At 58.8% G+C, this 21,470-nt stretch carries 23 protein-coding genes; 17 read left to right on the top strand and 6 right to left on the bottom strand.

The features are described from left to right. Positions 1–42: 42 nt before the first annotated feature. Positions 43–762, top strand: a complete 720-nt coding sequence (locus F3J36_RS07990; RefSeq protein WP_371741999.1) for a GNAT family N-acetyltransferase — start codon at positions 43–45, stop codon at positions 760–762. Here F3J36_RS07990 and F3J36_RS07985 read toward each other — a convergent pair. Next, complete coding sequence (locus F3J36_RS07985) at positions 731–1,900, bottom strand: ROK family transcriptional regulator (RefSeq protein WP_166719397.1); 1,170 nt, start codon at positions 1,898–1,900, stop codon at positions 731–733. The two genes, F3J36_RS07990 and F3J36_RS07985, sit on opposite strands and share 32 nt — an antisense overlap. Before the next feature lie 264 nt (positions 1,901–2,164). On the opposite strand from F3J36_RS07985, the gene F3J36_RS07980 reads away from it, so the two are divergent. Genes F3J36_RS07980 through F3J36_RS07960 form a run of 5 tightly spaced genes read left to right on the top strand, consistent with a single transcriptional unit; the run spans position 2,165 to position 7,189 of the window. After that, positions 2,165–3,403, top strand: coding sequence for an extracellular solute-binding protein (locus F3J36_RS07980; protein ID WP_021508902.1), 1,239 nt, complete (start codon positions 2,165–2,167; stop codon positions 3,401–3,403). Between the two features lie 9 nt (positions 3,404–3,412). Next, positions 3,413–4,324, top strand: a complete 912-nt coding sequence (locus F3J36_RS07975) for a carbohydrate ABC transporter permease (RefSeq protein ID WP_021508901.1) — start codon at positions 3,413–3,415, stop codon at positions 4,322–4,324. Beyond that, on the top strand, positions 4,314–5,153 hold the full coding sequence (locus F3J36_RS07970; protein WP_166719396.1) for a carbohydrate ABC transporter permease: 840 nt from the start codon (positions 4,314–4,316) through the stop codon (positions 5,151–5,153). The genes F3J36_RS07975 and F3J36_RS07970 overlap by 11 nt, the downstream gene beginning before the upstream one ends. Continuing rightward, positions 5,153–6,103: a carbohydrate kinase family protein gene (locus F3J36_RS07965; RefSeq protein ID WP_371742003.1), complete on the top strand. Its 951-nt coding sequence runs from the start codon at positions 5,153–5,155 to the stop codon at positions 6,101–6,103. Before F3J36_RS07970 ends, F3J36_RS07965 begins: the two co-directional genes overlap by 1 nt. Before the next feature lie 3 nt (positions 6,104–6,106). Next, complete coding sequence (locus F3J36_RS07960; protein ID WP_059009291.1) at positions 6,107–7,189, top strand: ABC transporter ATP-binding protein; 1,083 nt, start codon at positions 6,107–6,109, stop codon at positions 7,187–7,189. 119 nt (positions 7,190–7,308) lie between these two features. On the opposite strand, the gene F3J36_RS07955 is transcribed toward F3J36_RS07960, so the two are convergent. Continuing rightward, complete coding sequence (locus F3J36_RS07955) at positions 7,309–8,718, bottom strand: MFS transporter (RefSeq protein WP_166719394.1); 1,410 nt, start codon at positions 8,716–8,718, stop codon at positions 7,309–7,311. A 115-nt stretch (positions 8,719–8,833) separates the two neighbouring features. On the opposite strand from F3J36_RS07955, the gene F3J36_RS07950 reads away from it, so the two are divergent. The 5 genes from F3J36_RS07950 (at position 8,834) to F3J36_RS07930 (ending at position 11,021) form a co-directional block, all read left to right on the top strand. Beyond that, on the top strand, positions 8,834–9,688 hold the full coding sequence (locus F3J36_RS07950; RefSeq protein ID WP_058770343.1) for a helix-turn-helix transcriptional regulator: 855 nt from the start codon (positions 8,834–8,836) through the stop codon (positions 9,686–9,688). A 99-nt stretch (positions 9,689–9,787) separates the two neighbouring features. Continuing rightward, positions 9,788–10,033: an AbrB/MazE/SpoVT family DNA-binding domain-containing protein gene (locus F3J36_RS07945; RefSeq protein ID WP_058770344.1), complete on the top strand. Its 246-nt coding sequence runs from the start codon at positions 9,788–9,790 to the stop codon at positions 10,031–10,033. Further along, positions 10,033–10,365 carry an endoribonuclease MazF gene (mazF, locus tag F3J36_RS07940; RefSeq protein ID WP_058781048.1) on the top strand — a complete coding sequence of 111 codons (333 nt, stop codon included), beginning with the start codon at positions 10,033–10,035 and terminating at the stop codon, positions 10,363–10,365. Before F3J36_RS07945 ends, mazF begins: the two co-directional genes overlap by 1 nt. Before the next feature lie 105 nt (positions 10,366–10,470). After that, positions 10,471–10,644, top strand: coding sequence for a hypothetical protein (locus F3J36_RS07935; protein ID WP_021508895.1), 174 nt, complete (start codon positions 10,471–10,473; stop codon positions 10,642–10,644). A gap of 29 nt (positions 10,645–10,673) precedes the next feature. Continuing rightward, positions 10,674–11,021: a hypothetical protein gene (locus tag F3J36_RS07930; protein ID WP_021508894.1), complete on the top strand. Its 348-nt coding sequence runs from the start codon at positions 10,674–10,676 to the stop codon at positions 11,019–11,021. Between the two features lie 39 nt (positions 11,022–11,060). On the opposite strand, the gene F3J36_RS07925 is transcribed toward F3J36_RS07930, so the two are convergent. Continuing rightward, a complete protein-coding gene (locus tag F3J36_RS07925) occupies positions 11,061–12,254 on the bottom strand; it encodes a zinc-dependent alcohol dehydrogenase (protein ID WP_166719393.1) in 1,194 nt (397 codons plus the stop codon). Between the two features lie 263 nt (positions 12,255–12,517). Between F3J36_RS07925 and F3J36_RS07920 the strand changes: the two genes are divergently transcribed. Beyond that, complete coding sequence (locus tag F3J36_RS07920) at positions 12,518–13,225, top strand: phage antirepressor KilAC domain-containing protein (RefSeq protein ID WP_021508892.1); 708 nt, start codon at positions 12,518–12,520, stop codon at positions 13,223–13,225. Between the two features lie 34 nt (positions 13,226–13,259). On the opposite strand, the gene F3J36_RS07915 is transcribed toward F3J36_RS07920, so the two are convergent. Together F3J36_RS07915 and F3J36_RS07910 are read right to left on the bottom strand one after the other, a co-directional pair. After that, positions 13,260–13,475 carry a hypothetical protein gene (locus F3J36_RS07915; protein ID WP_021508891.1) on the bottom strand — a complete coding sequence of 72 codons (216 nt, stop codon included), beginning with the start codon at positions 13,473–13,475 and terminating at the stop codon, positions 13,260–13,262. 141 nt (positions 13,476–13,616) lie between these two features. Further along, complete coding sequence (locus F3J36_RS07910) at positions 13,617–14,888, bottom strand: NAD(P)/FAD-dependent oxidoreductase (protein ID WP_371741998.1); 1,272 nt, start codon at positions 14,886–14,888, stop codon at positions 13,617–13,619. Positions 14,889–15,005: 117 nt separating this feature from the next. Here F3J36_RS07910 and F3J36_RS07905 point away from each other — a divergent pair, with 117 nt between their 5' ends. The 5 genes from F3J36_RS07905 to crtB are packed head-to-tail and all read left to right on the top strand — an operon-like array spanning position 15,006 to position 20,776. Next, the gene (locus tag F3J36_RS07905; protein WP_166719391.1) at positions 15,006–15,911 is read left to right on the top strand and encodes a polyprenyl synthetase family protein; all 906 of its coding nucleotides are present in this window, start codon (positions 15,006–15,008) and stop codon (positions 15,909–15,911) included. A 14-nt stretch (positions 15,912–15,925) separates the two neighbouring features. After that, positions 15,926–17,203 (top strand): glycosyltransferase, encoded by a 1,278-nt coding sequence (locus tag F3J36_RS07900; protein WP_166719390.1) that lies wholly within the window; start codon positions 15,926–15,928, stop codon positions 17,201–17,203. After that, the gene (crtY, locus tag F3J36_RS07895; protein WP_166719389.1) at positions 17,203–18,369 is read left to right on the top strand and encodes a lycopene beta-cyclase CrtY; all 1,167 of its coding nucleotides are present in this window, start codon (positions 17,203–17,205) and stop codon (positions 18,367–18,369) included. The genes F3J36_RS07900 and crtY overlap by 1 nt, the downstream gene beginning before the upstream one ends. After that, a complete protein-coding gene (locus tag F3J36_RS07890; RefSeq protein WP_166719388.1) occupies positions 18,369–19,850 on the top strand; it encodes a phytoene desaturase in 1,482 nt (493 codons plus the stop codon). The genes crtY and F3J36_RS07890 overlap by 1 nt, the downstream gene beginning before the upstream one ends. Further along, complete coding sequence (gene crtB, locus F3J36_RS07885; RefSeq protein ID WP_166719387.1) at positions 19,847–20,776, top strand: 15-cis-phytoene synthase CrtB; 930 nt, start codon at positions 19,847–19,849, stop codon at positions 20,774–20,776. Before F3J36_RS07890 ends, crtB begins: the two co-directional genes overlap by 4 nt. Here the strand turns inward: crtB and F3J36_RS07880 are convergent. After that, a complete protein-coding gene (locus F3J36_RS07880) occupies positions 20,715–21,248 on the bottom strand; it encodes a sterol desaturase family protein (RefSeq protein ID WP_022547228.1) in 534 nt (177 codons plus the stop codon). The genes crtB and F3J36_RS07880 overlap by 62 nt on opposite strands. Positions 21,249–21,470 lie beyond the last annotated feature (222 nt).

Raw genomic sequence — 21,470 nt, 5'->3', positions numbered from 1 at the left:
TTACCGGACATCATGCGCGACGCCACGGCTAAGGAAATCAACGTGACACGTCACAATCATTATGGTCAGCCCATCGGTTTTGCCTTATCGGACTGGCAACCCGCCAGCTATCCGCCAGCAAAAAATCTGTCAGGGCGCTTTTGTCAGCTTGCGCCATTGCAGTTGAGCCACAGCCAGGCGCTGTTTATGGCATTTTCACTCGCCCCAGACGATCGCGACTGGACCTGGCTGGCCGCCAGCCGACCACAGTCATTGATTGAGATGGAGAGCTGGATTGAGCATAAAATCAGCGATCGCCAGCTGGTGTGTTATGCCGTCATGGACAGACATCAGCGTGCCGTGGGTGTGGTTTGTTTTGCAAATATTGATATGCAGAACGGCGCGATAGAAATCGGTCACGTCACCTGGTCACCGCTGATGCAGCGTAACGTCATGGGTACGGAAGCCTTGTTCCTGTTGCTGCGCCAGGCATTTGCGCTGGGCTATCGTCGCGTTGCATGGCGCTGTGATTCGTTAAACCTGGCTTCACGCCGGGCTGCCGAGCGCATTGGTTTTACCTTTGAAGGACGCTTTCGCCAGGCCATGACGCGTAAACAGCGCAATCGCGATACCGACTGGCTCTCAATGATTGATGGTGAATGGCCTGTTGTTCAGCAGGCACTTACAGCCTGGCTGGCACCAGACAATATGGATGATAACGGGTGCCAGCGGCGGACGCTGGCCGCGTTTTTCACTTCATCAGCACCTGGAACTGCGGATTAAACTCATCAAAAATTGGCAGAGCCGCTGCGCCCAGGGCGGCGGTGTCGCTGCCAGTCATGCCGGTCTTGAGTCGCGTGCCGGTCAGATAGCGGCCGCGCACCGATTGGTAGAGCGGCGGCAGGCGCTGGATAATTTTATCCAGCAACACCGCAGGCATCATGCCGCCGATAATCACGCTCTCGGCATCAAAGATACACTCCAGCATGTTAATACCCTGGCGCAGCGGCGTAAGCACGGTATCGATCCAGCGATCAAACAGTGCCGGATCAACCTGCAGTAAATCTTCCGGCAGCGCGCTCATCGGGTCCAGCCCGCAGAATTCGTAAGCGGCCTGCAGCGAAACATAACGCTCCAGGCAGCCGTGGTTGCCGCAGTAACACTCACGTCCACCGGGTTCAACCACCACATGCCCTACTTCACCGGCGTTGTGCGCATGGCCGCTGTACACATGGCTATCCATGATGATGCCCGCGCCCAGGCCCGTACCAATATACAGATAAATAAAGGAATTAAGATGACGCGCCACACCGTGAAAGCGTTCGCCAATCGCCGCGACGGTGGCATCATTCTCCAGCGTCACCGGCAGTCCACTCATCTCAGCAAGACGCGCAGCGATATCAACATCCTCCCAGCCGTGCAGCGTGGTCGGCCCCATTGACGAGATACCCTCCACACCAAACGGCCCCGGCATCACCACGCCAATACCCAGCACTTTTTGCCAGCGCGGCCCGGTCTGCTGTTTGATCTCCGCCAGCACCCCGGCAATGCGCGCTAATGTGGCATCCGGCTGCGGTTTTTGCACCATAATAAGGCGGCGAAAATGGATTTCACCGGTCAGGTCCACCAGCACAATCAGTAGCGTCTGATGGTCGAGATGGATGCCGATGGAAAACGCACTGGCCGGATTCAGGGTGACCGGAATCGCCGGCTGACCGCGGCCCTGCTTACGCGGCTGACGGCTGGTGAGCAACTCCGCCTGCTCCAGTTCAGCGACGATATTCGAGACGGTTTGCGGCGTTAACGCGGTCAGTCGCGCCAGCTCGGCACGGGTCAGCTCACCGTGCAGGCGTATCGCTTCGATAATCACCCGGCGATTGTGCGCGCGCGCATGTTCCAGATTGGTTCCCGACGTTTTCATCCTGCTAGCTTCCCTCTTTTAACCACCGCTGCGGACCGCCGCCTCAATATCTATGATCGGCCACACATTTTACAACCTGTTTACCTGACAGCGGCAAAAATCTGTGCAAAGTAGTGTCGGATGGCAGCGTTGTTTTCTGCCCTGGCACGTCCCTTGCTTTAGCTCACTGCTGTCAGCCACTGCGCGCTGGCAATCTGTGCGCGATATTAAATCAATCAAATTGATTTAATTAAACACCCTCTACTGCATGAAGGCGAGAACGCAATGAAAAATCAGATGAAAGGTTGTTTTGCCGCCGTACTGTTCGCCTGCGCGGGCAGCGCGGCAGCGGCTACCACTACGCTCAACGCCCTGTTTATGACGCAGGCGGCCTATAGTGAAAATGATATCCGCGCCATGACGCAGGCGTTTCAGACAGCGCACCCGGACGTGCAGGTCAATCTGGAGTTTGTTCCTTACGAAGCGCTGCACGATAAGATCGTCGCGGCACGCGGCGCGGGCGGCAACGGTTACGATGTGGTGCTGTTTGATGCCATCTGGCCGGCGGAATTCAGCAAGTTCGACCTGCTGCAGGATGTCAGCAGCCGTATCAGCGCAGATGAAAAAGAGAAAATCTTCCCCGGCGCAATGAACACCGTGGTGTTCAAAGGCAAAACATTGGGCATGCCGTGGATCCTCGACACCAAATATCTCTACTACAACAAAGCGATGCTGGAAAAAGCCGGCATCAAAGATCTGCCGCAAACCTGGCAGCAGGTGATGGATGATGCGCGCATCATTAAGCAGAAAAATATCGTTAAATATCCGCTGGTATGGAGCTGGTCACAGGCGGAAGCGCTGGTGTGTGACTACACCACGCTGGTCTCCGGCTTCGGCGGCAAATTCTATAACAACGGTAAGCTCGATTTCTCAACGCCAGCCTCGCTGCAGGCGGTGAAGCTGATGAAAAGCTCGCTCGATGAGGGCCTGACCAACCCGGCTTCGCGCGAATATCTGGAAGAGGACGTGCGCAAAGCCTTTTCCAACGGCGATGCGGCTTTCGCGCTCAACTGGACCTACATGTACAACATGGCCAATGATGCCAAACAGAGTAAAGTCGCCGGCCAGGTTGGCATCATGCCCGCACCCGGCGATGCGCCCAATCGTTTCGGCGCGGTCAACGGTTCGATGGGTCTGGGCATTGCCAAAGGCAGCAGCCATCCGGAGCAGGCGTGGCAGTACATCAGTTACATGACTTCGCAGCCGGTACAGAATAAATACGCCACGCTCAGTCTGCCGATCTGGAAAAGCTCCTACCAGGATCCCGCGGTCAGTAAGAATCAGGAAAGCCTGATCGCTGCTGCCGACAAATCGCTGAACGTCATGCTGTCGCGTCCGGAAACCGCTGATTATTCACGTCTCTCCAACACCCTGCAGCAGCAGCTGCAACAGGTTCTGGTCGGCAGCGCGACACCGGAAGCGGCCATGCAGGCGGTAGACAAAAGTGCGGCGCGTCTGCGTTAAGGGGTCAGTATGCTGAGTTTGCGTCAACGCGAACAACGGCAGGCATGGGTGCTGCTGGCACCCATGCTACTGGTGATGCTGTTGCTCACCGCCTGGCCGCTGCTGCGCACTATCTGGCTGAGTTTTACCGATGCCGCGCTGATTGGCAGCGGCGGTGAAGCACCGCAATGGATTGGCCTGGAGAACTATCTCTACGCCATTACCGATGCGGATTTTCAAACCTCGCTGTGGCGCACGCTCTACTTCACCGTGGTGTCGGTAGCGATTGAAGGCGTCATCGGCGTGCTGGTTGCGCTGCTGCTCAACCAGAAATTCGCCGGACGTAACGTGCTGCGCGTGCTGGTGATTCTGCCGTGGGCGCTGCCAACCATTGTGAACGCCATGATGTGGCGCCTCAATTTCAATCCGGATTACGGCAGTATCAACGCACTGCTGACGCAGCTCGGTATCATTGATGGCTACCGCAGCTGGCTCGGGTCGCCGGCTTCCGCACTCAACGCGGTAATGTTCGCCGACATCTGGAAAAACTATCCGCTGGTGACGCTGCTGGTGCTGGCAGCGCTGCAGTCGGTGCCGGAGGATCTCTACGAAGCGGCGCGGCTGGATGGCGCATCGGCATGGCGACGTTTTCGTGCCATCACCTTTCCGGCGATTGTCGGATCGCTCAGCGTGGCGCTGGTGTTACGCACCATCGACGCCTTTAAGATCTTCGACATCATCTATGTGATGACGCGCGGCGGTCCGGTCGACAGCACCAAAACGCTGAGCTTTTACGTCTATCAGGAATCCTTCAGCTACCTGCGCGCCGGCAGCGGTGCGGCTTATGCCATGTTAATGACGCTGCTGTGCGCGGTGCTGATCACCCTTTACATGCTATTACTGTGGCGGCAGCGCCGTCGGGGAAGTGCCTATGAAGGTTAAACTGCGTACCGGCGCTAAATACGCGGCGGCGCTGCTGGTGGCGCTCTCTGTCGTGGCACCGATGGGCTGGCTGTTTCTGATGAGCGTCAGCGCCACCAGCGATCTGACACGCGTGCCGCTGGAGTGGCTGCCGCGCCAGTGGGATTTTAGCCGCTACGGCAGGCTGATCTCGCTGGAACCCGGCCAGCCCGGCGTGCTGTTTTTGCATGCGCTGGGTAATAGCCTGCTGGTGGCAACCGGCGCGACGCTGGTGTGCCTGCTGCTGGCGATTCCGGCGGCGTTCAGCTTCTCGCGCTATCGCGGTCGCGACGGGTGGCTGTTCGCGTCTCTGGCCATCTATATGGTGCCACCGGTGGCGTTTGTGCTGCCGCTCTACTTTCTGCTGCAGCAGTTCGATTTGCTTAACACCCGACCCGGTTTGATCATCGTGTACTGCTCGCTGATTTTGCCGTTTCTCACCTGGATGCTGAAAAACCAGTTTGATGCCCTGCCGCAGGATATCGAACAGGCCGCGCGTCTTGATGGCCTGCGCGTCTGGCAGGTGCTGCTGCGCATTACGCTGCCGCTGGCGAAACCGGTGCTGGGCGCGGCGGCGCTGTTTGGCTGGCTGCTGGCGTGGGATGAATTTTTCTACGCCCTGCTGTTCACCAGTAACATCGCCGCGCAAACCCTGCCGGTCACCATTGCCGGCTTTACCGCAGGCCGCGCCACCGACGATGGGCTGATTGCCGCCGTCGGTATTCTGGCGTCGGTTCCTCCTCTCTTTATCGCTATCTGGCTGCAAAAAACGCTGGTCAGCGGCCTTGCCAGTGGCGGGAGCAAAGGATGATGAGCAATAAGGAAGCCCGCGCCACGCTCTACGTGGTGGGCAATATCAATGTCGATGTCATCATGGGTACGCTGGACAGCTGGCCGCAGCGCGGCACCGAAGTGATGCTGCAGCACAGTGAGCTGCGTCCGGGCGGTTCAGCGGGCAACTGCGCGCTGGCGCTGGAAGCGATGCAGGTGCGCCATCGCGCCGTCGCTAATCAGGGCGATGACGGCCTCAGCGCATGGTTGGCGAGCCATTTTCCGCACAGCGCGGCGCACTGGACACGCTACCCCTGCGAAACCTCGCTCACCGTTGGCGTTACGCACTCCGATCACGAGCGATCGTTCCTCAGCAATCTCGGTCACATTGTGCGGCTCAGCGCGCAGGACGTGCTGAGCCAGCTCCCGGCGCAAGCCAGCAGCGGCGATATCGTGCTGTTGTGCGGCACGTTTCTCTGCCTGCAACTGTATGAGGACTATCCGCAGTTGCTGGCCGAACTGCAGCAGCGCGGGTTTATCACCGCCGTCGATACCGGCTGGCCGCCGCAGGGCTGGAGCGATGAGGTACGCGCGCAGATCGCCCGCTGGCTGCCGCAGTGCGACTGGCTGCTGCTCAATGAAGTCGAAACGGTCGGGCTGAGTGGGGCAGATGATCTGCACACCGGCGCGCACCTGCTGGCGCAACGGCTCAGCGGGCGCGGCGGCTGCGTGGTGAAATGCGGTGCGCAGGGCGCAGGCTGCTGGCAACGTCAGCACAGCCTGCAACAGCCTGGTCGCGCGGTCGCGGTGGTCGACACCATCGGTGCCGGCGACAGCTTTAACGCCGGCTTTCTCACCGCGCTGCTGCATCAGCAGGATCTTGCCACCGCGCTGCAATGGGGCATTGCGGTGGCCTCACTGGCAATCAGCACGCAGCCACGTCGCTATCCCGACTGGCAACAACTGCAACTATGCGCACAGGAGTTTTAAATTATGGCCGGTGTTGAACTCGTTAAAGTGGCCAAGCGCTACGGTAAACAGTCGGTGCTGCATCCGCTCGACCTGACCATTCCCGACGGCAGTTTTACCGTGCTGGTCGGCCCGTCCGGCTGCGGCAAGTCGACGCTGCTGCGCCTGCTCGCCGGACTGGAGAGCCTGTCCGACGGCGCGATTCTGATGGATAAGGTGCAGATTAACGATCGCGATCCCGCCGATCGCGACATTGCGATGGTGTTTCAGAGTTATGCGCTTTATCCGCATCTGACGGTGGCCGAAAACCTGGCGTTTCATATGCAGGTGAAAAAGGTACGTCGCGATGAGCAGCAGCAGAAAATCGCGCGCATCGCCGCGATTCTTGGCATTGATAAGCTGCTGCAACGCTACCCGCGCGCGCTATCGGGTGGGCAGCGTCAGCGCGTGGCGATGGGCCGCGCCATGGTGCGTAATCCGCAGGTGTTTCTGTTTGACGAACCGCTCTCTAACCTTGATGCCCAGCTGCGCATGGAGCTGCGCGCCGAGATCAAGTCGCTGCATCAGCGTTTCAAAACCACCATGGTGTATGTCACGCACGATCAGGTAGAAGCGATGACGCTGGCCGACCAGATTGTGGTGATGAAAGAGGGACGCATCGTGCAACAGGGCGCACCGCTGGCGATCTATGATCGTCCGGCAGATACCTTTGTGGCGCGTTTTATTGGTTCGCCGCCCATGAACCTGTTACCGGCACAATTGCTGACGCACGATGGCGTGCCGGGCGTGCAGTGTCAGGACTGGTGGCAGCCGCTGCCCGCGCAGTGGCAGGCGGTGGCACGGGAACGTGAAGGCGCTGCCGTGACGCTGGGAGTGCGCCCGCACGATCTGTGCGAAGTGCAGGACGGCGCGCCTGCGAGGGTGAATGTGGTGGAGATTACCGGGGAATCAACTCTGCTGCACCTTGACTGGCACGGTCATGCGCTGCATATGCAGATGGCCGGCCGGCATGCGGCCAGCAGTGGCGCGACGCTGCGCATCGGTTTCAATCCGCAAAAAATTCATCTGTTCGATGCCGAAAGTGGTTTACGCCTGGCGGAAAAGTAAGCGCAGCGCGGTTTTCAGGTGCCGGGGCGCATCAATGCGCACCCGGCCCAAAAACCTGTTATTACCTTGCAGGATCAGCGTTTACGGTGACCAGACGGGCTGACTTTTTCCCTCCGGCGTCAGCCTTCAGCCGTCACCGGCTGGAACGTCCGGCGGTTGACGCTGGTCAGCACCACCAGCAGTGCCATCATCAGTAACTCCACCGCCAGCGTACCGCTGATGGCTGCCAGATGATTACCATGCTGATTGATCTGGGTGAACACGCCGCCGAGCAGCATCGGTCCCAGTCCCAGCGCCGATTGCTGCACGGTAGACAGCACCGCACTGCCTGCGCCGGCCTGATGATGCGGCACCCCGCTCATGCCAATGCGGTAGAAGGTGCTGACAATAAACGACTGGCCAAAGCCAATCAGCGCGGTAGCCGGAATCAACGTGACAATGCCCACCCGCGGCCACGCCAGCTGCAGCGTCGCGATCAGCGCCACCAGCCCGACCATCTGAATCGCACAGCCAGACAGTAACGTGGCACGTTTACCATAGCGCTCAACCATGCGGGTAGTACGCATTGAGCCGATAAAATAGGCCGCGCCCAGGGCAATAAACGCGTTGCCGGACTGGAAAGCGGTCATGCCGATGCCGGATTGCAGCGTCAGCGCCACCGCGAACATAAAGCCGCTCCAGCAGGAGAAAAACAGCACCGCCAGCGTCAGACCAAAACGCACGCTGGAGAGACGCAGCAGCGAGGGCGGCAGCAGCGGCGATCCGCCAGCGGCTTCCAGTCGCAGCGCGCTGTGGCGCAGTCGATGCAGAAACAACGGAAACAGCGCCAGCAGTAACAGGCACGGCCACGACCAGTGCAGCAGCGGCCCCAGCGCGAGTGCCAGCATCAGACAGCCGATCGCGCCAGCCAGCAGCAGCGTACCGCTCACATCCACCGGCACCCGCTTGAGGTTATGCGTTTCCGGCACGAAGCGGCGCGCGGTTAGCAGGACGAACAGGCAGATCGGCAGGTTGATGAGAAACACGCTGCGCCAGCCGTAGCCGCCAATATCAGCTTTGATCAAAAAACCGCCCAGCACCTGGCCAATAATAAAAGCCAGCCCGCCGATACCGCCGTACAGACCAATGGCCCGCGCATGCGCCCTGCCCTGCAGCGTGACGTGCAGCGTGGCGAGAATCTGCGGCACCATAAACGCGGCACCGACGCCCTGCAGCGCGCGCGCAAACATCAGCATGCCGACGCTGTTAGCGATGCCGCACAATAATGACGCAATGCCAAAGATCCACACGCCGGCAAGAAACACGCGACGGCGGCCAAAGTTATCGCCCAGGCGTCCGCCCATCGCCAGACAAATAGCAAAAGCGATACCGTACACCGCCACGATCAGCGCCAGCGCGATCGGCGAGGCACGCAGCGATTGCGCCATCGCATCCAGCGCGACGTTGACTATGGAAAAGTCGATCATCGGCAATAGCTGCCCGGCCAGCAGGACCACCAGTCCTGCACGTTGAAGTTGCGATGTCTGCATAGCGTTAACCTTGTTTTTAGTTTCACTACGGCATAGCATCACCTAACCGTTAAACGGGTACCAGTTCTTGATTATCATGGTATAAATTCTACCCGTCTCGTCTGGAGAGCTGCTGATGAGCACCGCGCAAACCCTTACCCCCGCTGAGCTGAACAACCGTAAATTACTCGGTACCTTTTTACGTACGCGTCGTGAGAGCCTGGATCCTAACCGCCTCGGTTTACCGCGCATGCGTCAGCGCCGCACGCCGGGTTTACGCCGTGAAGAGGTGGCGCAGCTGGCGGATGTCGGCGTCACCTGGTACACCTGGCTGGAACAGGGGCGCGATATCAAAGCCTCCACCAAAACGCTGACGGCCATCGCCAGCGCCCTGCAATGCAATGATGTTGAGACGCAGCATCTTTTCTCGCTGGCCGGACACACCCTGCCATCGACGCGCGTCGCCGCTGCCTGCTGCAAACTCGCCGGACATAATCAGCAAATGCTGGATGCCATTCAGCTGCCGGCGATCATCGAAACGCCGCGCTTCGATATCCTCGGCTATAACCAGGCGTGGTGTGCACTGATGGGCGTCGATTTAGCCCAGATCGCGCCGGAAGATCGCAACTGTATCTGGCTGGCGTTCAACCATGCCGGCTGGCGTAACGTGATGACCGACTGGGACGAAGTAATGCCACAGATGGTGGCGATGTTTCGCGGTCAGATGGGCGAGCATCTGGGCGATCCGCACTGGGAGAGCTTCCTGGCGCGATTGCTGAACAGTTCCGATGAGTTCGCGCACACCTGGCAGCGCTACGAACTGGGCAAGGTGGAAAACCGCGTAAAACGCTTTTACCGTGCCGAAGTGGGCGAAATGACCCTGCGCCAGAATAACTGGTGGTCGGCGTCACGCAACGGTGACCGCCTGCTGGTGTATGTGCCGGATGATGCCGCCAGCGCAGCGGCGCTGCAGCAATTAACGGCGCGCTGAATCCTGCCGCTTTCTTAACATGTCAGGCTGAAGGTGTTTATACGTTGTATCAACATCATCACGGCTATACAATGTATACACATTCTTCGGAGGCCTGTTATGACGACCGTCACCTTAAAGAAATGGGGCAACAGTCCCTCGATTCGCATCCCGTCCAGCGTGATGCAATCCGCGTCGCTCAGCGTGGACGATAAACTGGAACTCAGCGTTGAAGATGGCAAACTGATCCTTGTGCCGCTCAGGGAAAAGGTGTATTCACTGGACGCTCTGCTGGACGAGATCACCGACGATAACGTCCATGATAAAATTGATTTTGGACCTTCAGTGGGCAAGGAAAGAATCTGATGGTGTCACGTTTTGTTCCCGATGCAGGCGATCTCATCTGGCTGGATTTTGATCCCACCCTCGGCCATGAACAGGGCGGCCATCGTCCTGCGGTTGTGCTGAGTCCCTTTGCCTATAACAACAAGGTTGGCATGTTGTTGTGCGTCCCGTGTACCACCCAGGTCAAAGGCTATCCTTTTGAAGTTTCCCTTACCGGTAGCCGTGATAGTGTGGCGCTGGCCGATCAGGTCACCTCCATCGACTGGCGCGCCAGAAAAGTGGTGAAAAAAAGCCATGTGACCGCCGACGAACTGAGTGAGATTCGCGCTAAAGCTAAAGCGCTGATTGGCTGATGTCCGTTATCTTTGCCATCCCCACCGATAAGAACGTCCTGCGCTATCCCCAACCTTATTTATCCTGACTATGCTTATCAGACGATAATAAATTCAGGAGAGCGCATGAAACTACTTTATTTCGTTTCGCTTATTGCTGCAGCCGGTTATTTACTGGCTTTCTTACCTAAACTGCGCACCCGTCGCGAGCCTGTGGCTTATTGGGGGTGCTGGGCTTATTTAGGTCTGAACGCGGTATATTGGGCAGTATTTGCGTTTCGCTATTATTTTCTGCGCTAACCGTGGTAACGTCATGAAGGAGTTATGTTATGTCAGAAAACAACCGCGATCGGATGCCCTATTTACTCTATTTTTCCCGTCAGCGTTTACTGGTGGAAAATATTGATGGCCACATCGTTGATATTGGCGGTGCGGAAAGAGTGGGCGATCGTTATCGCTGGCAGCTGGATGGTAAAGATGCCGGGGGAGAAACGGAGCAGGAAGTGGACGAACTACTGGCCGAGGTGGAAAAACACCTGAGCTTTTTATTCGTCGATGGCCAGTTTACCAGCCTGCCCGATGTCAGTGCTGATTATGGCGATCGGCTGGATAACGCGCCCTCACGGCAAATTGCACTACCTGAGCTCAACGACCGCGATGAAGATATCGTGCGTTAAGCCACAGAAGCAGGCTGCCGTCAGGCAGCCTGTCAGCACTCAGGCCGCCGGCGTGGTACTGGCCATACCGGGCACCAGAATCACTTTGCGGCAATCCTCTTTGCGTTTTTCAAAGATTTCATAGCCGCGCGCGGCCTCTTCCAGCGGCATATGGTGCGTCACAATCTCTTCCGGCGTCAGCAGCCCTTGCTCAATCAGCGACAGCAGGCGCGGTAAATAGGCCTGCACATGCGTCTGGCCCATTTTAAACGTCAGTCCTTTATCGAATGCATCGCCAAACAGGAAGCCGTGGATAAAGCCGGCATACACGCCCGGCACGCTGACCACACCGCCACGGCGTACCGCCGCAATACACTGCCGCAGCGCCTTCCCGCTGCTACCCTCCAGCTTCAGATTACTCATCACCGTTTCCGTCAGGCTGCCCTTGGCTTCAAAACCTACCGCATCGATTACCGCATCAACGCCCCGGTGGCCCTGGGTATGATCAATGATCCAGCCAGCAGGATCGTCGATTTCATCAAAATTGATCGGCGTAACCCCATAACGCTGGCGGGCAAATTCCAGTCGATAAGCGTTGTGGTCAATCATAAAGATCTCTTCCGCCCCTGCCAGGCGCGCGCAGGCGGCGCTCAGTAACCCGACCGGGCCGGCGCCAAAAATGGCGACGCTGGAGCCTTTATCCAGCCCGGCATTTTGCACTGCCTGCCAGGCGGTGGGCAGGATATCGGAGAGAAACAGCACTTTCTCATCCGGTAGCGCCAGCGGCACTTTAAACGGCCCGACATTGGCTTTTGGCACCCGTACATATTCCGCCTGGCCGCCCGGCACGCCACCATACAGTTTGCTGTAGCCAAATAACGCTGCAGGCGGGGTAATATTTTTCTTGTTTAAAATAGCACCGCGCCCGCTATTGGTATTTTCACAGGCCGCATACTGATGCAGATGACAAAAAAAACAGTCGCCACAGGCAATAACAAAGGGCACCACAACGCGATCGCCAATTTTTACGTTGGTAACCTCACTTCCCGCTTCGACCACTTCACCCATAAATTCATGACCAAATATATCACCGTGATCGGTACCGGGAATTTTCCCGCGATAAAGATGTAAGTCGGAGCCGCAAATTGCCGTCGCGGTGACGCGTAAAATAATGTCGTCCGGATGCTCTAAAATCGGGTCAGGAACAGTTTCAACACGCACCCGATGTGGGCCATGATAAGTTAACGCTTTCATAATCGGCTCCTCATAAATAAGCGTAACGAAAGGCTGTCTTTATTTAACCTGAATCGCTTAAGCCTGGTAGTAATAGTCGAATAGGCAAGCGTATCGGTATCGGGTGCAGAGCGGGGTCCGGCGCAGTTGCGCTTTGTGCGATATCTCGCAGAGAGGCATTTCTTACAGTAACGGCTAAAAATAATACTGGATATGCAAACAGTATATTGTATACTTATCCAGCAGTCTGATGGACTGTTCCACGTTTGTAAGAGGTGATACTGATGATGATCTCAACGGAAAGTCTTGCTGCTCTCAACGCAACTCTGCTGATGAGCAGCCGTGAAATTGCCAGAATAACCGGCATCACGCATGGCGAAGTGAAGCGCCTGATTAAAAGCCTGGAAACCGCGCAGCGCCTTTCCCAGCCTGTCACGGTGAATCATTACGAGCATGAAGGTGAGACACGTCAGGAGTTTCAGCTGAATAAACGTGACTCGCTGCTGGCGGTTGCTCGTCTTTCCCCTGGCTTTACCGCCGAACTGCTGGACCGCTGGCAGGAGCGGGAAAAATTCACCCATCTGCCCGATTTCACTAATCCGGCAGAAGCGGCACGTGCCTGGGCAGAACAGTTTGAGCAACGCCGTGCGGCGGAACAGCAACTGGCGCTGACGGCCCCAAAGGCAGAATTCTTTGATCGCTTTGTTGATGTGCATGAGTCGCTGGGCTTTCGCCAGCTGTGCAAAATGCTCAAGGTGAAAGAGCCGGAGTTTCGGCAGTTTCTGCTTGAGCGCAACATTATGTACCGTGACAAAGGTGCGCTGACACCACAGCAGCACCATCTGCAGGCTGGCTATTTTGCACTGCGCAGCGGAATGGGTGAAAACCAGCATGCTTTTTCACAGGCACGATTCACCGCGAAAGGTGTGAAGTGGGTTGCCAGCCTGTGGGCCGGTCATGTCGCTGCACGGCCGAATGGTGTCGCTGCCTGATATTCAGCCGGTCAGGACGACCGGCTGGATTCGCTTAGCGCTGATGGCGGCGGCGCTGGAGCCGATGGCGAAACTGCCTGACCTCTTCACGTGACCAGCAGCGAGAGGAGAGCGGCAGGCTGTCATCAACCGCCGCCGGCAGCGGCAATTTCTCCAGCGTGCCACGATTACACATAGCACGCGCCAGCGTGGTACAGGGGATATCAAGGTAATGCGCCATCTGCGGCAGCGTCATCAGGGTGGTACGCATACTCACCTCCATTTGGCTTATGTTTCGCCTTCCATGGTTGAGCAGCCCGGCAGATGTTTTTTTGATCGCGATCAGCCTACGCCTTAATTCAGGTTAAAAATTAATCAACCCGCTACCCTGTGGTCTGCGCCATCGCTTCGCTCACTGTGCCGCCGGAAAGTTTCGCTGAATCGGTGCAAACGCGCTGGCGGTTTTGCCGATCAGCCGTTGTGGACGGAACTCTTTCAGCAGGTCGCTGGGACCGTCGCCGATCAGTTCTTCTGCCACCAGCCGGCCAATCAGCGGTGACAGCGTGATGCCGCTGTGCGTCACCGCGACATACACGCGCTGATGCGGGGTGATAAAGCCCAGTGCCGGCAAACCATCAGCTGGACGCGCCCGCTGCCCGACGACAATCTGCTCGATCTGCAACGCACCGGCCGTGGCAAACAGCGCACGGTAGCGCTCACGAAACTGATCGGCGATGGCGCCATGAGTCGACGGCGGCGCACCCGGATCAGCCAGATGATCGAGATCCAGCGCCTGCAGCAGTAACCGACCGCCGCCGTCCGGCCGCACGTTCAGCTGCGGAGAAATCAGGTTGGTGCCAAGCGATAATGGCTGCGGTGCAGTGCGCGCCAGAAAGCTGCAGGCCACCGCATCAGGCTTGCTGGTGTCAATCAGCGCCAGTTCCAGACCAAGCGTATGCAGCAGCTGATTGGCCCAGCGTCCGGTCGCCAGCACCAGACGATCACCCTGCCACTGCTCACCCTGCTCCAGCTGCACCGTCACGCCTTCCGCATTTTCACTGATGTGCTGAATCGCCTGATGCTGATGCAGTACCGCGCCGTGCGCCTGCGCCTCTGACCACAGCCGTGCCAGATACAGCGCCGGATAGAGCACCGATTCCGTTGGAAAATGCCAGATGCTGCCGTGCACCGCAGACGTGCGCAGTTCAGGAATTTCCTGCTGCAGCTCGGCCAGCGTCCTTTGCCGTGCCGCATAGCCAGCGGCCTGTAATGTGGTGGCACGCTGCTGCAGTTGCTGTTCGGCTTCACCCGCGCCGGCCCACTCCCAGGTGCCACAAGGTTCCAGCCAGCGCACGCCATTGGTCTGCGTCAGCTGCAGCCGGATATGCTCCTCCATAGCCAGCGCATTGAGGCGGTGATAGCTGGCAGGCTGTTTGCCGTTCGAGTTCACCCAGGCAAATGTGGTGCTGCTGGTGCCCGCGCCCATGTGTTGCCGGTCAAAGAGGGTCACCTGCGCCCCCTGCCGCGCCAGCGCCCACGCAACGGCGAGGCCGATCACACCCGCACCGATTACCGCCACTTTTTGCGTCGTCATAGCTGTCTCCTCTGATTGCCCGTCATCATAGCAGTCACCGCAGCGAAAACTGGCCTGAGGGTCATAGGAATTACTTCTCAGATTATTCAATAAATAAAAAAAGCGTGACGGTGCGTTAAAGTCGCTTCGCTCGCTGGCGCACTCCCCTTACCGGGTCTACGGTTAATTGAAAAAGCACAAGAATTTAACTAACCATGGAAAGCCGCTATGACCGCCCATGTCGATACCACAGCAAGCCAGGAAAGCGATCTCCTTCAGTTGCATCACGCATTGCAGGCCCATCTTGAACATTTATTGCCTGCCGGGCAGCAAGCCGATCGCGTTCGGGCCGCGATGCGTGCCGGCACGCTGGCACCGGGCAAACGTATTCGTCCGCTCTTGCTGCTGCTGGCAGCACGCGATATGGGCTGTGACGTGGCGCAGCAGGGCATCCTTGATCTTGCCTGTGCGGTCGAAATGGTGCACGCCGCCTCACTGATCCTTGACGACATTCCATCAATGGATAACGCCCGGATGCGACGTGGACGCCCGGCAATCCACTGTGAATATGGGGAAAACGTGGCGATCCTCGCGGCGGTCGCGCTACTTAGCCGCGCCTTTGAGGTGATTGCACTCGCGCCGGGTCTGCAGGCAATGCACAAAGCCGAAGCCATTGCCGAGCTCTCCTCTGCCGTGGGCCTGCAGGGACTGGTTCAGGGTCAGTTCCAGGATCTGCATGACGGCGCACACAGCCGCAGTCCGGAAGCCATTACCCTGACCAACGAACTGAAAACCAGCGTCCTGTTTCGCGCCACGCTGCAGATGGCGGCGATTGCGGCCGATGCGTCAGTGCAGGTGCGTCAGCGTTTAAGCTATTTTGCGCAGGATTTAGGTCAGGCATTCCAGTTACTGGACGACCTGGCCGATGGCTCTAAACACACCGGCAAGGACTGTCATCAGGATCAGGGCAAATCCACGCTGGTGCAGATGCTGGGTCCGGAAGGGGCTGAACGTCGTCTGCGCGACCATCTAAGCAGCGCCGATGCACACCTTGCCTGCGCCTGCCATCGCGGTGTCGCCACCCGTCAATATATGCACGCCCTGTTTAATCAACAGCTGGCGATGTTTAACTGAAGCCGGTCATACCTATGGGGCATTTTGCCGTTATTGCGCCACCGCTCTACAGCCACTTTCACGCATTGCAGGCGCTGGCGCAAACGCTGCTGGCGCGCGGACACCGCATCACCTTTATTCAGCAAAGCGATGCACGCACCTTGCTGAGCGACGAGCGTATTGCCTTTGTGGCCGTCGGCGAGCGCACGCATCCTGCCGGATCGCTCTCCAGCGAACTCAGGCGGCTGGCGGCACCGGGCGGGCTGTCGCTGTTTCGCGTGATTCACGATCTGGCCAGCACCACCGATATGCTGTGCCGCGAACTGCCTGCGGTGCTGAAACGCCTGCAGGTCGATGGCGTGATTGCCGACCAAATGGAAGCGGCTGGCGGTCTGGTGGCAGAGGCGTTACAGCTGCCATTCGTGTCGGTGGCCTGCGCGCTGCCGGTCAATCGCGAAGCGGCCATTCCGCTGGCGGTGATGCCCTTTCGCTTTGCTCAGGATGAGAAAGCGCTGCAGCGCTATCAGGCCAGCAGTGACATCTACGACCGCATCATGCGTCGTCATGGTGCTGTCATCGCTCGTCATGCGCGCGCCTTCGGCCTGCCCGAACGCCATGGCTTACATCAGTGTCTGTCGCCGCTGGCGCAAATCAGTCAGCTGGTGCCCGCTTTTGATTTTCCGCGTCAGCAACTGCCAGCCTGCTATCACAGCGTGGGCCCGCTGCGGACTCCAGTCGCTAGCGGCGCGCTCGCCGCTCCCTGGCCAGCGCTGCGCCAGCCGGTAGTGTATGCCTCGCTAGGCACGCTACAGGGGCATCGTTTTCGCCTGTTTCTGCATCTGGCTCAGGCCTGCCGCAATCAGCAGCTGTCGCTGGTGGTGGCGCACTGTGGCGGGTTGACCGCCAGTCAGGCACATCAGCTCAGACTGGCCGGTGCTGCGTGGGTGACCGATTTTGTGGATCAGCGGGCGGCGCTGCAGCATGCGCAACTGTTTATCACTCACGCCGGTCTGAACAGTGCGCTGGAAGCACTGGAATGTGGCACGCCGATGCTGGCGCTGCCGATCGCCTTCGATCAGCCGGGCGTGGCGGCACGTATTGAGTGGCACGGCGTCGGCCGGCGCGCCTCACGTTTCAGCCGCGTCGCGCAGCTGGAGCGACACCTGCAACAATTGCTGAATGACGATCGCTATCGTCTGCGTATGTCAGCCATTCAGGCGCAGCTGCAGCGGGCCGGTGGCTGTACGCGCGCGGCGGATATTGTCGAGCAGGCGCTGTGTCAGCAGCAAATCGTGCTGGCGGAGGCCACCTGATGCGCGCACCTTATGATGTCATTCTGGTCGGTGCCGGCCTGGCTAACGGGCTGATTGCGCTGCGTTTACGCCAGCTGCAGCCCGCACTTAAAATTTTGCTGCTGGAGAGTCAGGCGCAGCCGGCCGGCAATCATACCTGGTCGTTCCATCGCGAAGACGTCAGCGAAGCGCAGTTCCGCTGGCTCGAACCGCTGCTTTCGGCGCGCTGGCCCGGTTATCAGGTACGCTTCCCCACCCTGCGTCGCCAGCTGGATGGTGAATATTGCTCTATTGCCTCGGAGGATTTTGCCCGGCACTTGCAGCAGGTGCTCGGTGCCGCGCTACGCACCGCAGCGCCAGTCAGCGAGGTCTCACCCACCGGGGTCAGGCTGGCAGATGGCGGGATGTTACAGGCGCAGGCGGTGATTGACGGACGCGGGCTGCAGCCGACACCGCATCTGCAGCTCGGCTATCAGGCATTTGTCGGTCAGGAGTGGCAGCTGGCCGCGCCACATGGCCTGCAGCAGCCAATATTGATGGACGCCAGCGTCGATCAACAGCAGGGTTATCGCTTTGTTTACACCCTGCCGCTCAGTGCCAGCCGTTTACTGATTGAAGATACCCATTACATCAACCATGCCACGCTGGATGCCGCACAGGCGCGCCGGCACATTACGGATTATGCCCACCAGCGCGGCTGGAATCTGCGCCAGCTGCTGCGCGAGGAGCACGGCTCGCTGCCGATCACGCTCAGCGGCGATATCGATCAGTTCTGGCAACAGCAGCATGGACAACCGTGCAGCGGGCTGCGCGCCGGACTGTTTCACGCCACCACCGGTTACTCGCTGCCCGCCGCGGTGGCGCTGGCAGAGAAGATTGCCAGCACGCTGCCCGCCGATGCCCATACGCTGAGCCACTGCATCGAATCCTTTGCCCGTCAGCACTGGCGCGAGCAGCGCTTTTTCCGTCTGTTAAATCGCATGCTGTTTCTTGCCGGACGGCCTGAACAGCGCTGGCGCGTGATGCAGCGTTTTTACCGGCTTGATGCCGGATTGATTAGCCGCTTTTACGCCGGGCAACTGCGCCTCAGCGATAAAGCACGCATTCTGTGCGGCAAACCGCCGGTCCCTCTCGGCGAAGCGCTGCGCGCATTGATGATGACCTCTCCGTTACCAGGGAAGAAATAATGAAACGCACCTATGTGATTGGCGCAGGCTTCGGTGGCCTGGCGCTGGCGATTCGTCTGCAAGCGGCCGGCGTGCCGGTCACGCTGCTGGAACAGCGCGATAAGCCTGGCGGGCGCGCCTATGTTTATCAGGATCAGGGTTTTACCTTTGATGCCGGTCCGACGGTGATTACCGATCCCAGTGCTATCGAGGCGCTGTTTACGCTGGCAGGCAAGCAACTCAGTGATTATGTCGACCTGATGCCGGTGACGCCGTTTTATCGCCTGTGCTGGGAAGACGGCAGGCAGCTGGACTACGACAACAATCAGGCGCAGCTGGAGCAGCAGATTGCTACTTTTAACCCGCAGGATGTCGCCGGTTACCGCCAGTTTCTGGCCTATTCACAGGATGTGTTTCGTGAGGGCTATCTAAAACTTGGTACCGTGCCTTTTCTGCATTTTCGCGACATGCTACGTGCCGGGCCACAGCTGGGTCGGCTGCAGGCCTGGCGCAGTGTCTACAGCATGGTAGCGAAATTTATTCAGGACGATCATCTGCGCCAGGCTTTTTCCTTTCACTCGTTGCTGGTCGGCGGTAATCCTTTTGCAACGTCTTCGATCTATACCTTAATTCACGCGCTGGAGCGCGAATGGGGCGTGTGGTTTCCGCGCGGCGGTACCGGTGCGCTGGTTGATGGCATGGCGCGGCTGTTTCGCGATTTGGGCGGTGAACTGCTGCTCAACGCCGAAGTCAGCCAGCTGGAGACCGAGGGTAACCGCATCAGCGGTGTCCAGCTGAAGGATGGGCGCCGTTTTGCCGCCGCCGCCGTTGCGTCAAATGCTGACGTGGTGCATACCTACGATCGCCTGTTAAGCCAGCATCCTGCGGCGCGTAAACGCGCGGCGACGCTGAAGCGCAAGCGGATGAGCAACTCGCTGTTTGTGCTCTATTTTGGTCTTAATCATGCCCACCCGCAGCTGGCGCATCACACGGTGTGCTTTGGTCCGCGCTATCGTGAATTGATCGATGAGATCTTCAATAGCAACCAGCTGGCGGAAGATTTCTCGCTGTATCTGCACGCGCCCTGCTCCAGCGATCCGTCGCTGGCACCGGCGGGCTGCGGCAGTTTTTACGTGCTGGCACCGGTGCCGCATCTCGGCACCGCCGCAATTGACTGGCAACAGGAAGGACCGCGCTTGCGCGATCGCATTTTTGCTTATCTGGAGGAGCACTATATGCCGGGTCTGCGACAGCAGTTAGTGACACACCGTATGTTTACGCCGTTTGATTTTCGCGACACGCTGCACGCGCATCAGGGCTCAGCGTTTTCGCTCGAACCCATTTTGACGCAAAGCGCCTGGTTCCGGCCGCATAACCGCGATGCCGACATTACTAATCTTTATCTGGTGGGGGCTGGCACGCATCCCGGTGCCGGTGTGCCAGGCGTGATCGGCTCCGCGAAAGCGACCGCCCAGCTGATGGTGGAGGATCTGACCGGATGAACCAACCGCCGCTGATTGAGCAGGTCACCCAAACCATGGCGCAGGGCTCCAAAAGTTTCGCCAGCGCTACCCGGCTGTTTGATCCTCCAACGCGCCGCAGTACGCTGATGCTGTACGCATGGTGTCGTCACTGTGACGATGTGATAGATGGTCAGACGCTGGGCGAAGGCGGCACGCAGCACGCGGTGGCGGATGCACAGGCGCGGATGCGCCACCTGCAAATCGAAACCCGCCGCGCCTATAGCGGTGCCCACATGGATGAACCGGCGTTTCGTGCCTTTCAGGAAGTGGCGCTGACGCATCAGCTTCCCCAGCAGCTGGCGTTTGATCATCTGGAAGGGTTTGCGATGGATGCGCGTGAAGAACGTTACGCGTGTTTCGGGGACACGCTGCGTTACTGCTATCACGTGGCCGGCGTGGTGGGGTTAATGATGGCGCGCGTGATGGGCGTACGTGATGAGCGCGTACTCGATCACGCCTGTGATTTGGGTCTGGCGTTTCAGCTGACCAATATCGCACGGGATATCGTTGAGGACGCGGAGAATGGCCGCTGCTATCTGCCACAAAGCTGGCTGGATGAGGCCGGACTGAGCGCCGCCCTGCTTGCCGATCCGCAACATCGCGCAGCGCTGGCCCCGCTGGCGGCGCGACTGGTGCGCGAGGCCGAGCCGTACTATCAGTCAGCGCGCAGCGGGCTGCCCGGATTGCCGCTCCGTTCGGCATGGGCGATCGCCACCGCGCGCGGCGTTTACCGGGAAATTGGCGTAAAAGTGCAGCATGCCGGTGCCCGGGCATGGGATACGCGCCAGCGCACCAGTAAAGGCGAAAAGCTGGCGCTGCTGGTGAAAGGTGCCGGCGTCGCGCTTACTTCGCGCCTTGCTCATCCCCAGGCGCGTCCTGCCGGTCTGTGGCAGCGTCCGCGTTGACACGACGCCCATGGCGCTGGCGCAGCGTCGCCTGCAGCTTGTGCAGCGGCGGGGCGTAAAGAAAGCCAAAGGAAACGCAGCCTTCCCGTCCCCGCACCGCATGATGCATGCGGTGCGCCATATACAACCGCTTCAGATAGCCTTTGCGCGGAATGTAGCGGAACGGCCAGCGCTGATGGACCAGGCCGTCATGCACCATAAAATAGAGCGCGCCATAGGTCGTCATGCCAGCGCCAATCCACTGCAGCGGCCAGACGCCATTGACACCCAGCCAAATCAGGCCAATCGACAGCAGCGCAAACACCACGGCATACAGGTCGTTGAGCTCAAATTTGCTCTCATGCGGTTCATGATGCGACAAATGCCAGCCCCATCCCCAGCCATGCATAATGTATTTATGCGACAGCGCCGCGACGATCTCCATCAGTATCACGGTAGCCAGCAGGATAAGCGCATTCCATAACCAGAGCATCATTGGTCCATTTGCGAAGAGTGAGAGTATAAAGGTGGACGTGGATAGCGAAAGGCGCAAGTCCCCGGCAAAAAAACGCACCGGCAGCGTAAATACCAGCCAGGTCACGGACGCGTGCTATCACCGTCAGATAAGCAAAGCGGCAAGAAGGTTATCCTGCATGGAGGCCGAGTGGGTCTGCTTTACATCGATTTAACAGCTGGTTAGTATAGCCAGCGGTTC

Source organism: Pantoea sp. Cy-640, assembly GCF_011752635.1.
In the GTDB taxonomy this organism is placed as follows: Bacteria; Pseudomonadota; Gammaproteobacteria; order Enterobacterales; family Enterobacteriaceae; genus Pantoea; species Pantoea dispersa.
Note: the sequence above shows the minus strand (reverse complement) of the source record. Positions and strands in the feature narration are given on the sequence as shown.

Excerpts from the sequence above, each read along its gene's own strand:
- F3J36_RS07985 (WP_166719397.1), bottom strand. The coding sequence starts at position 1,900 with ATGAAAACGTCGGGAACCAATCTGGAACATGCGCGCGCGCACAATCGC.
- F3J36_RS07980 (WP_021508902.1), top strand. The coding sequence starts at position 2,165 with ATGAAAAATCAGATGAAAGGTTGTTTTGCCGCCGTACTGTTCGCCTGC.
- F3J36_RS07975 (WP_021508901.1), top strand. The coding sequence starts at position 3,413 with ATGCTGAGTTTGCGTCAACGCGAACAACGGCAGGCATGGGTGCTGCTG.
- F3J36_RS07970 (WP_166719396.1), top strand. The coding sequence starts at position 4,314 with ATGAAGGTTAAACTGCGTACCGGCGCTAAATACGCGGCGGCGCTGCTG.
- F3J36_RS07965 (WP_371742003.1), top strand. The coding sequence starts at position 5,153 with ATGAGCAATAAGGAAGCCCGCGCCACGCTCTACGTGGTGGGCAATATC.
- F3J36_RS07960 (WP_059009291.1), top strand. The coding sequence starts at position 6,107 with ATGGCCGGTGTTGAACTCGTTAAAGTGGCCAAGCGCTACGGTAAACAG.
- F3J36_RS07955 (WP_166719394.1), bottom strand. The coding sequence starts at position 8,718 with ATGCAGACATCGCAACTTCAACGTGCAGGACTGGTGGTCCTGCTGGCC.
- F3J36_RS07950 (WP_058770343.1), top strand. The coding sequence starts at position 8,834 with ATGAGCACCGCGCAAACCCTTACCCCCGCTGAGCTGAACAACCGTAAA.
- F3J36_RS07945 (WP_058770344.1), top strand. The coding sequence starts at position 9,788 with ATGACGACCGTCACCTTAAAGAAATGGGGCAACAGTCCCTCGATTCGC.
- mazF (WP_058781048.1), top strand. The coding sequence starts at position 10,033 with ATGGTGTCACGTTTTGTTCCCGATGCAGGCGATCTCATCTGGCTGGAT.
- F3J36_RS07935 (WP_021508895.1), top strand. The coding sequence starts at position 10,471 with ATGAAACTACTTTATTTCGTTTCGCTTATTGCTGCAGCCGGTTATTTA.
- F3J36_RS07930 (WP_021508894.1), top strand. The coding sequence starts at position 10,674 with ATGTCAGAAAACAACCGCGATCGGATGCCCTATTTACTCTATTTTTCC.
- F3J36_RS07925 (WP_166719393.1), bottom strand. The coding sequence starts at position 12,254 with ATGAAAGCGTTAACTTATCATGGCCCACATCGGGTGCGTGTTGAAACT.
- F3J36_RS07920 (WP_021508892.1), top strand. The coding sequence starts at position 12,518 with ATGATGATCTCAACGGAAAGTCTTGCTGCTCTCAACGCAACTCTGCTG.
- F3J36_RS07915 (WP_021508891.1), bottom strand. The coding sequence starts at position 13,475 with ATGCGTACCACCCTGATGACGCTGCCGCAGATGGCGCATTACCTTGAT.
- F3J36_RS07905 (WP_166719391.1), top strand. The coding sequence starts at position 15,006 with ATGACCGCCCATGTCGATACCACAGCAAGCCAGGAAAGCGATCTCCTT.
- F3J36_RS07900 (WP_166719390.1), top strand. The coding sequence starts at position 15,926 with ATGGGGCATTTTGCCGTTATTGCGCCACCGCTCTACAGCCACTTTCAC.
- crtY (WP_166719389.1), top strand. The coding sequence starts at position 17,203 with ATGCGCGCACCTTATGATGTCATTCTGGTCGGTGCCGGCCTGGCTAAC.
- F3J36_RS07890 (WP_166719388.1), top strand. The coding sequence starts at position 18,369 with ATGAAACGCACCTATGTGATTGGCGCAGGCTTCGGTGGCCTGGCGCTG.
- crtB (WP_166719387.1), top strand. The coding sequence starts at position 19,847 with ATGAACCAACCGCCGCTGATTGAGCAGGTCACCCAAACCATGGCGCAG.
- F3J36_RS07880 (WP_022547228.1), bottom strand. The coding sequence starts at position 21,248 with ATGCTCTGGTTATGGAATGCGCTTATCCTGCTGGCTACCGTGATACTG.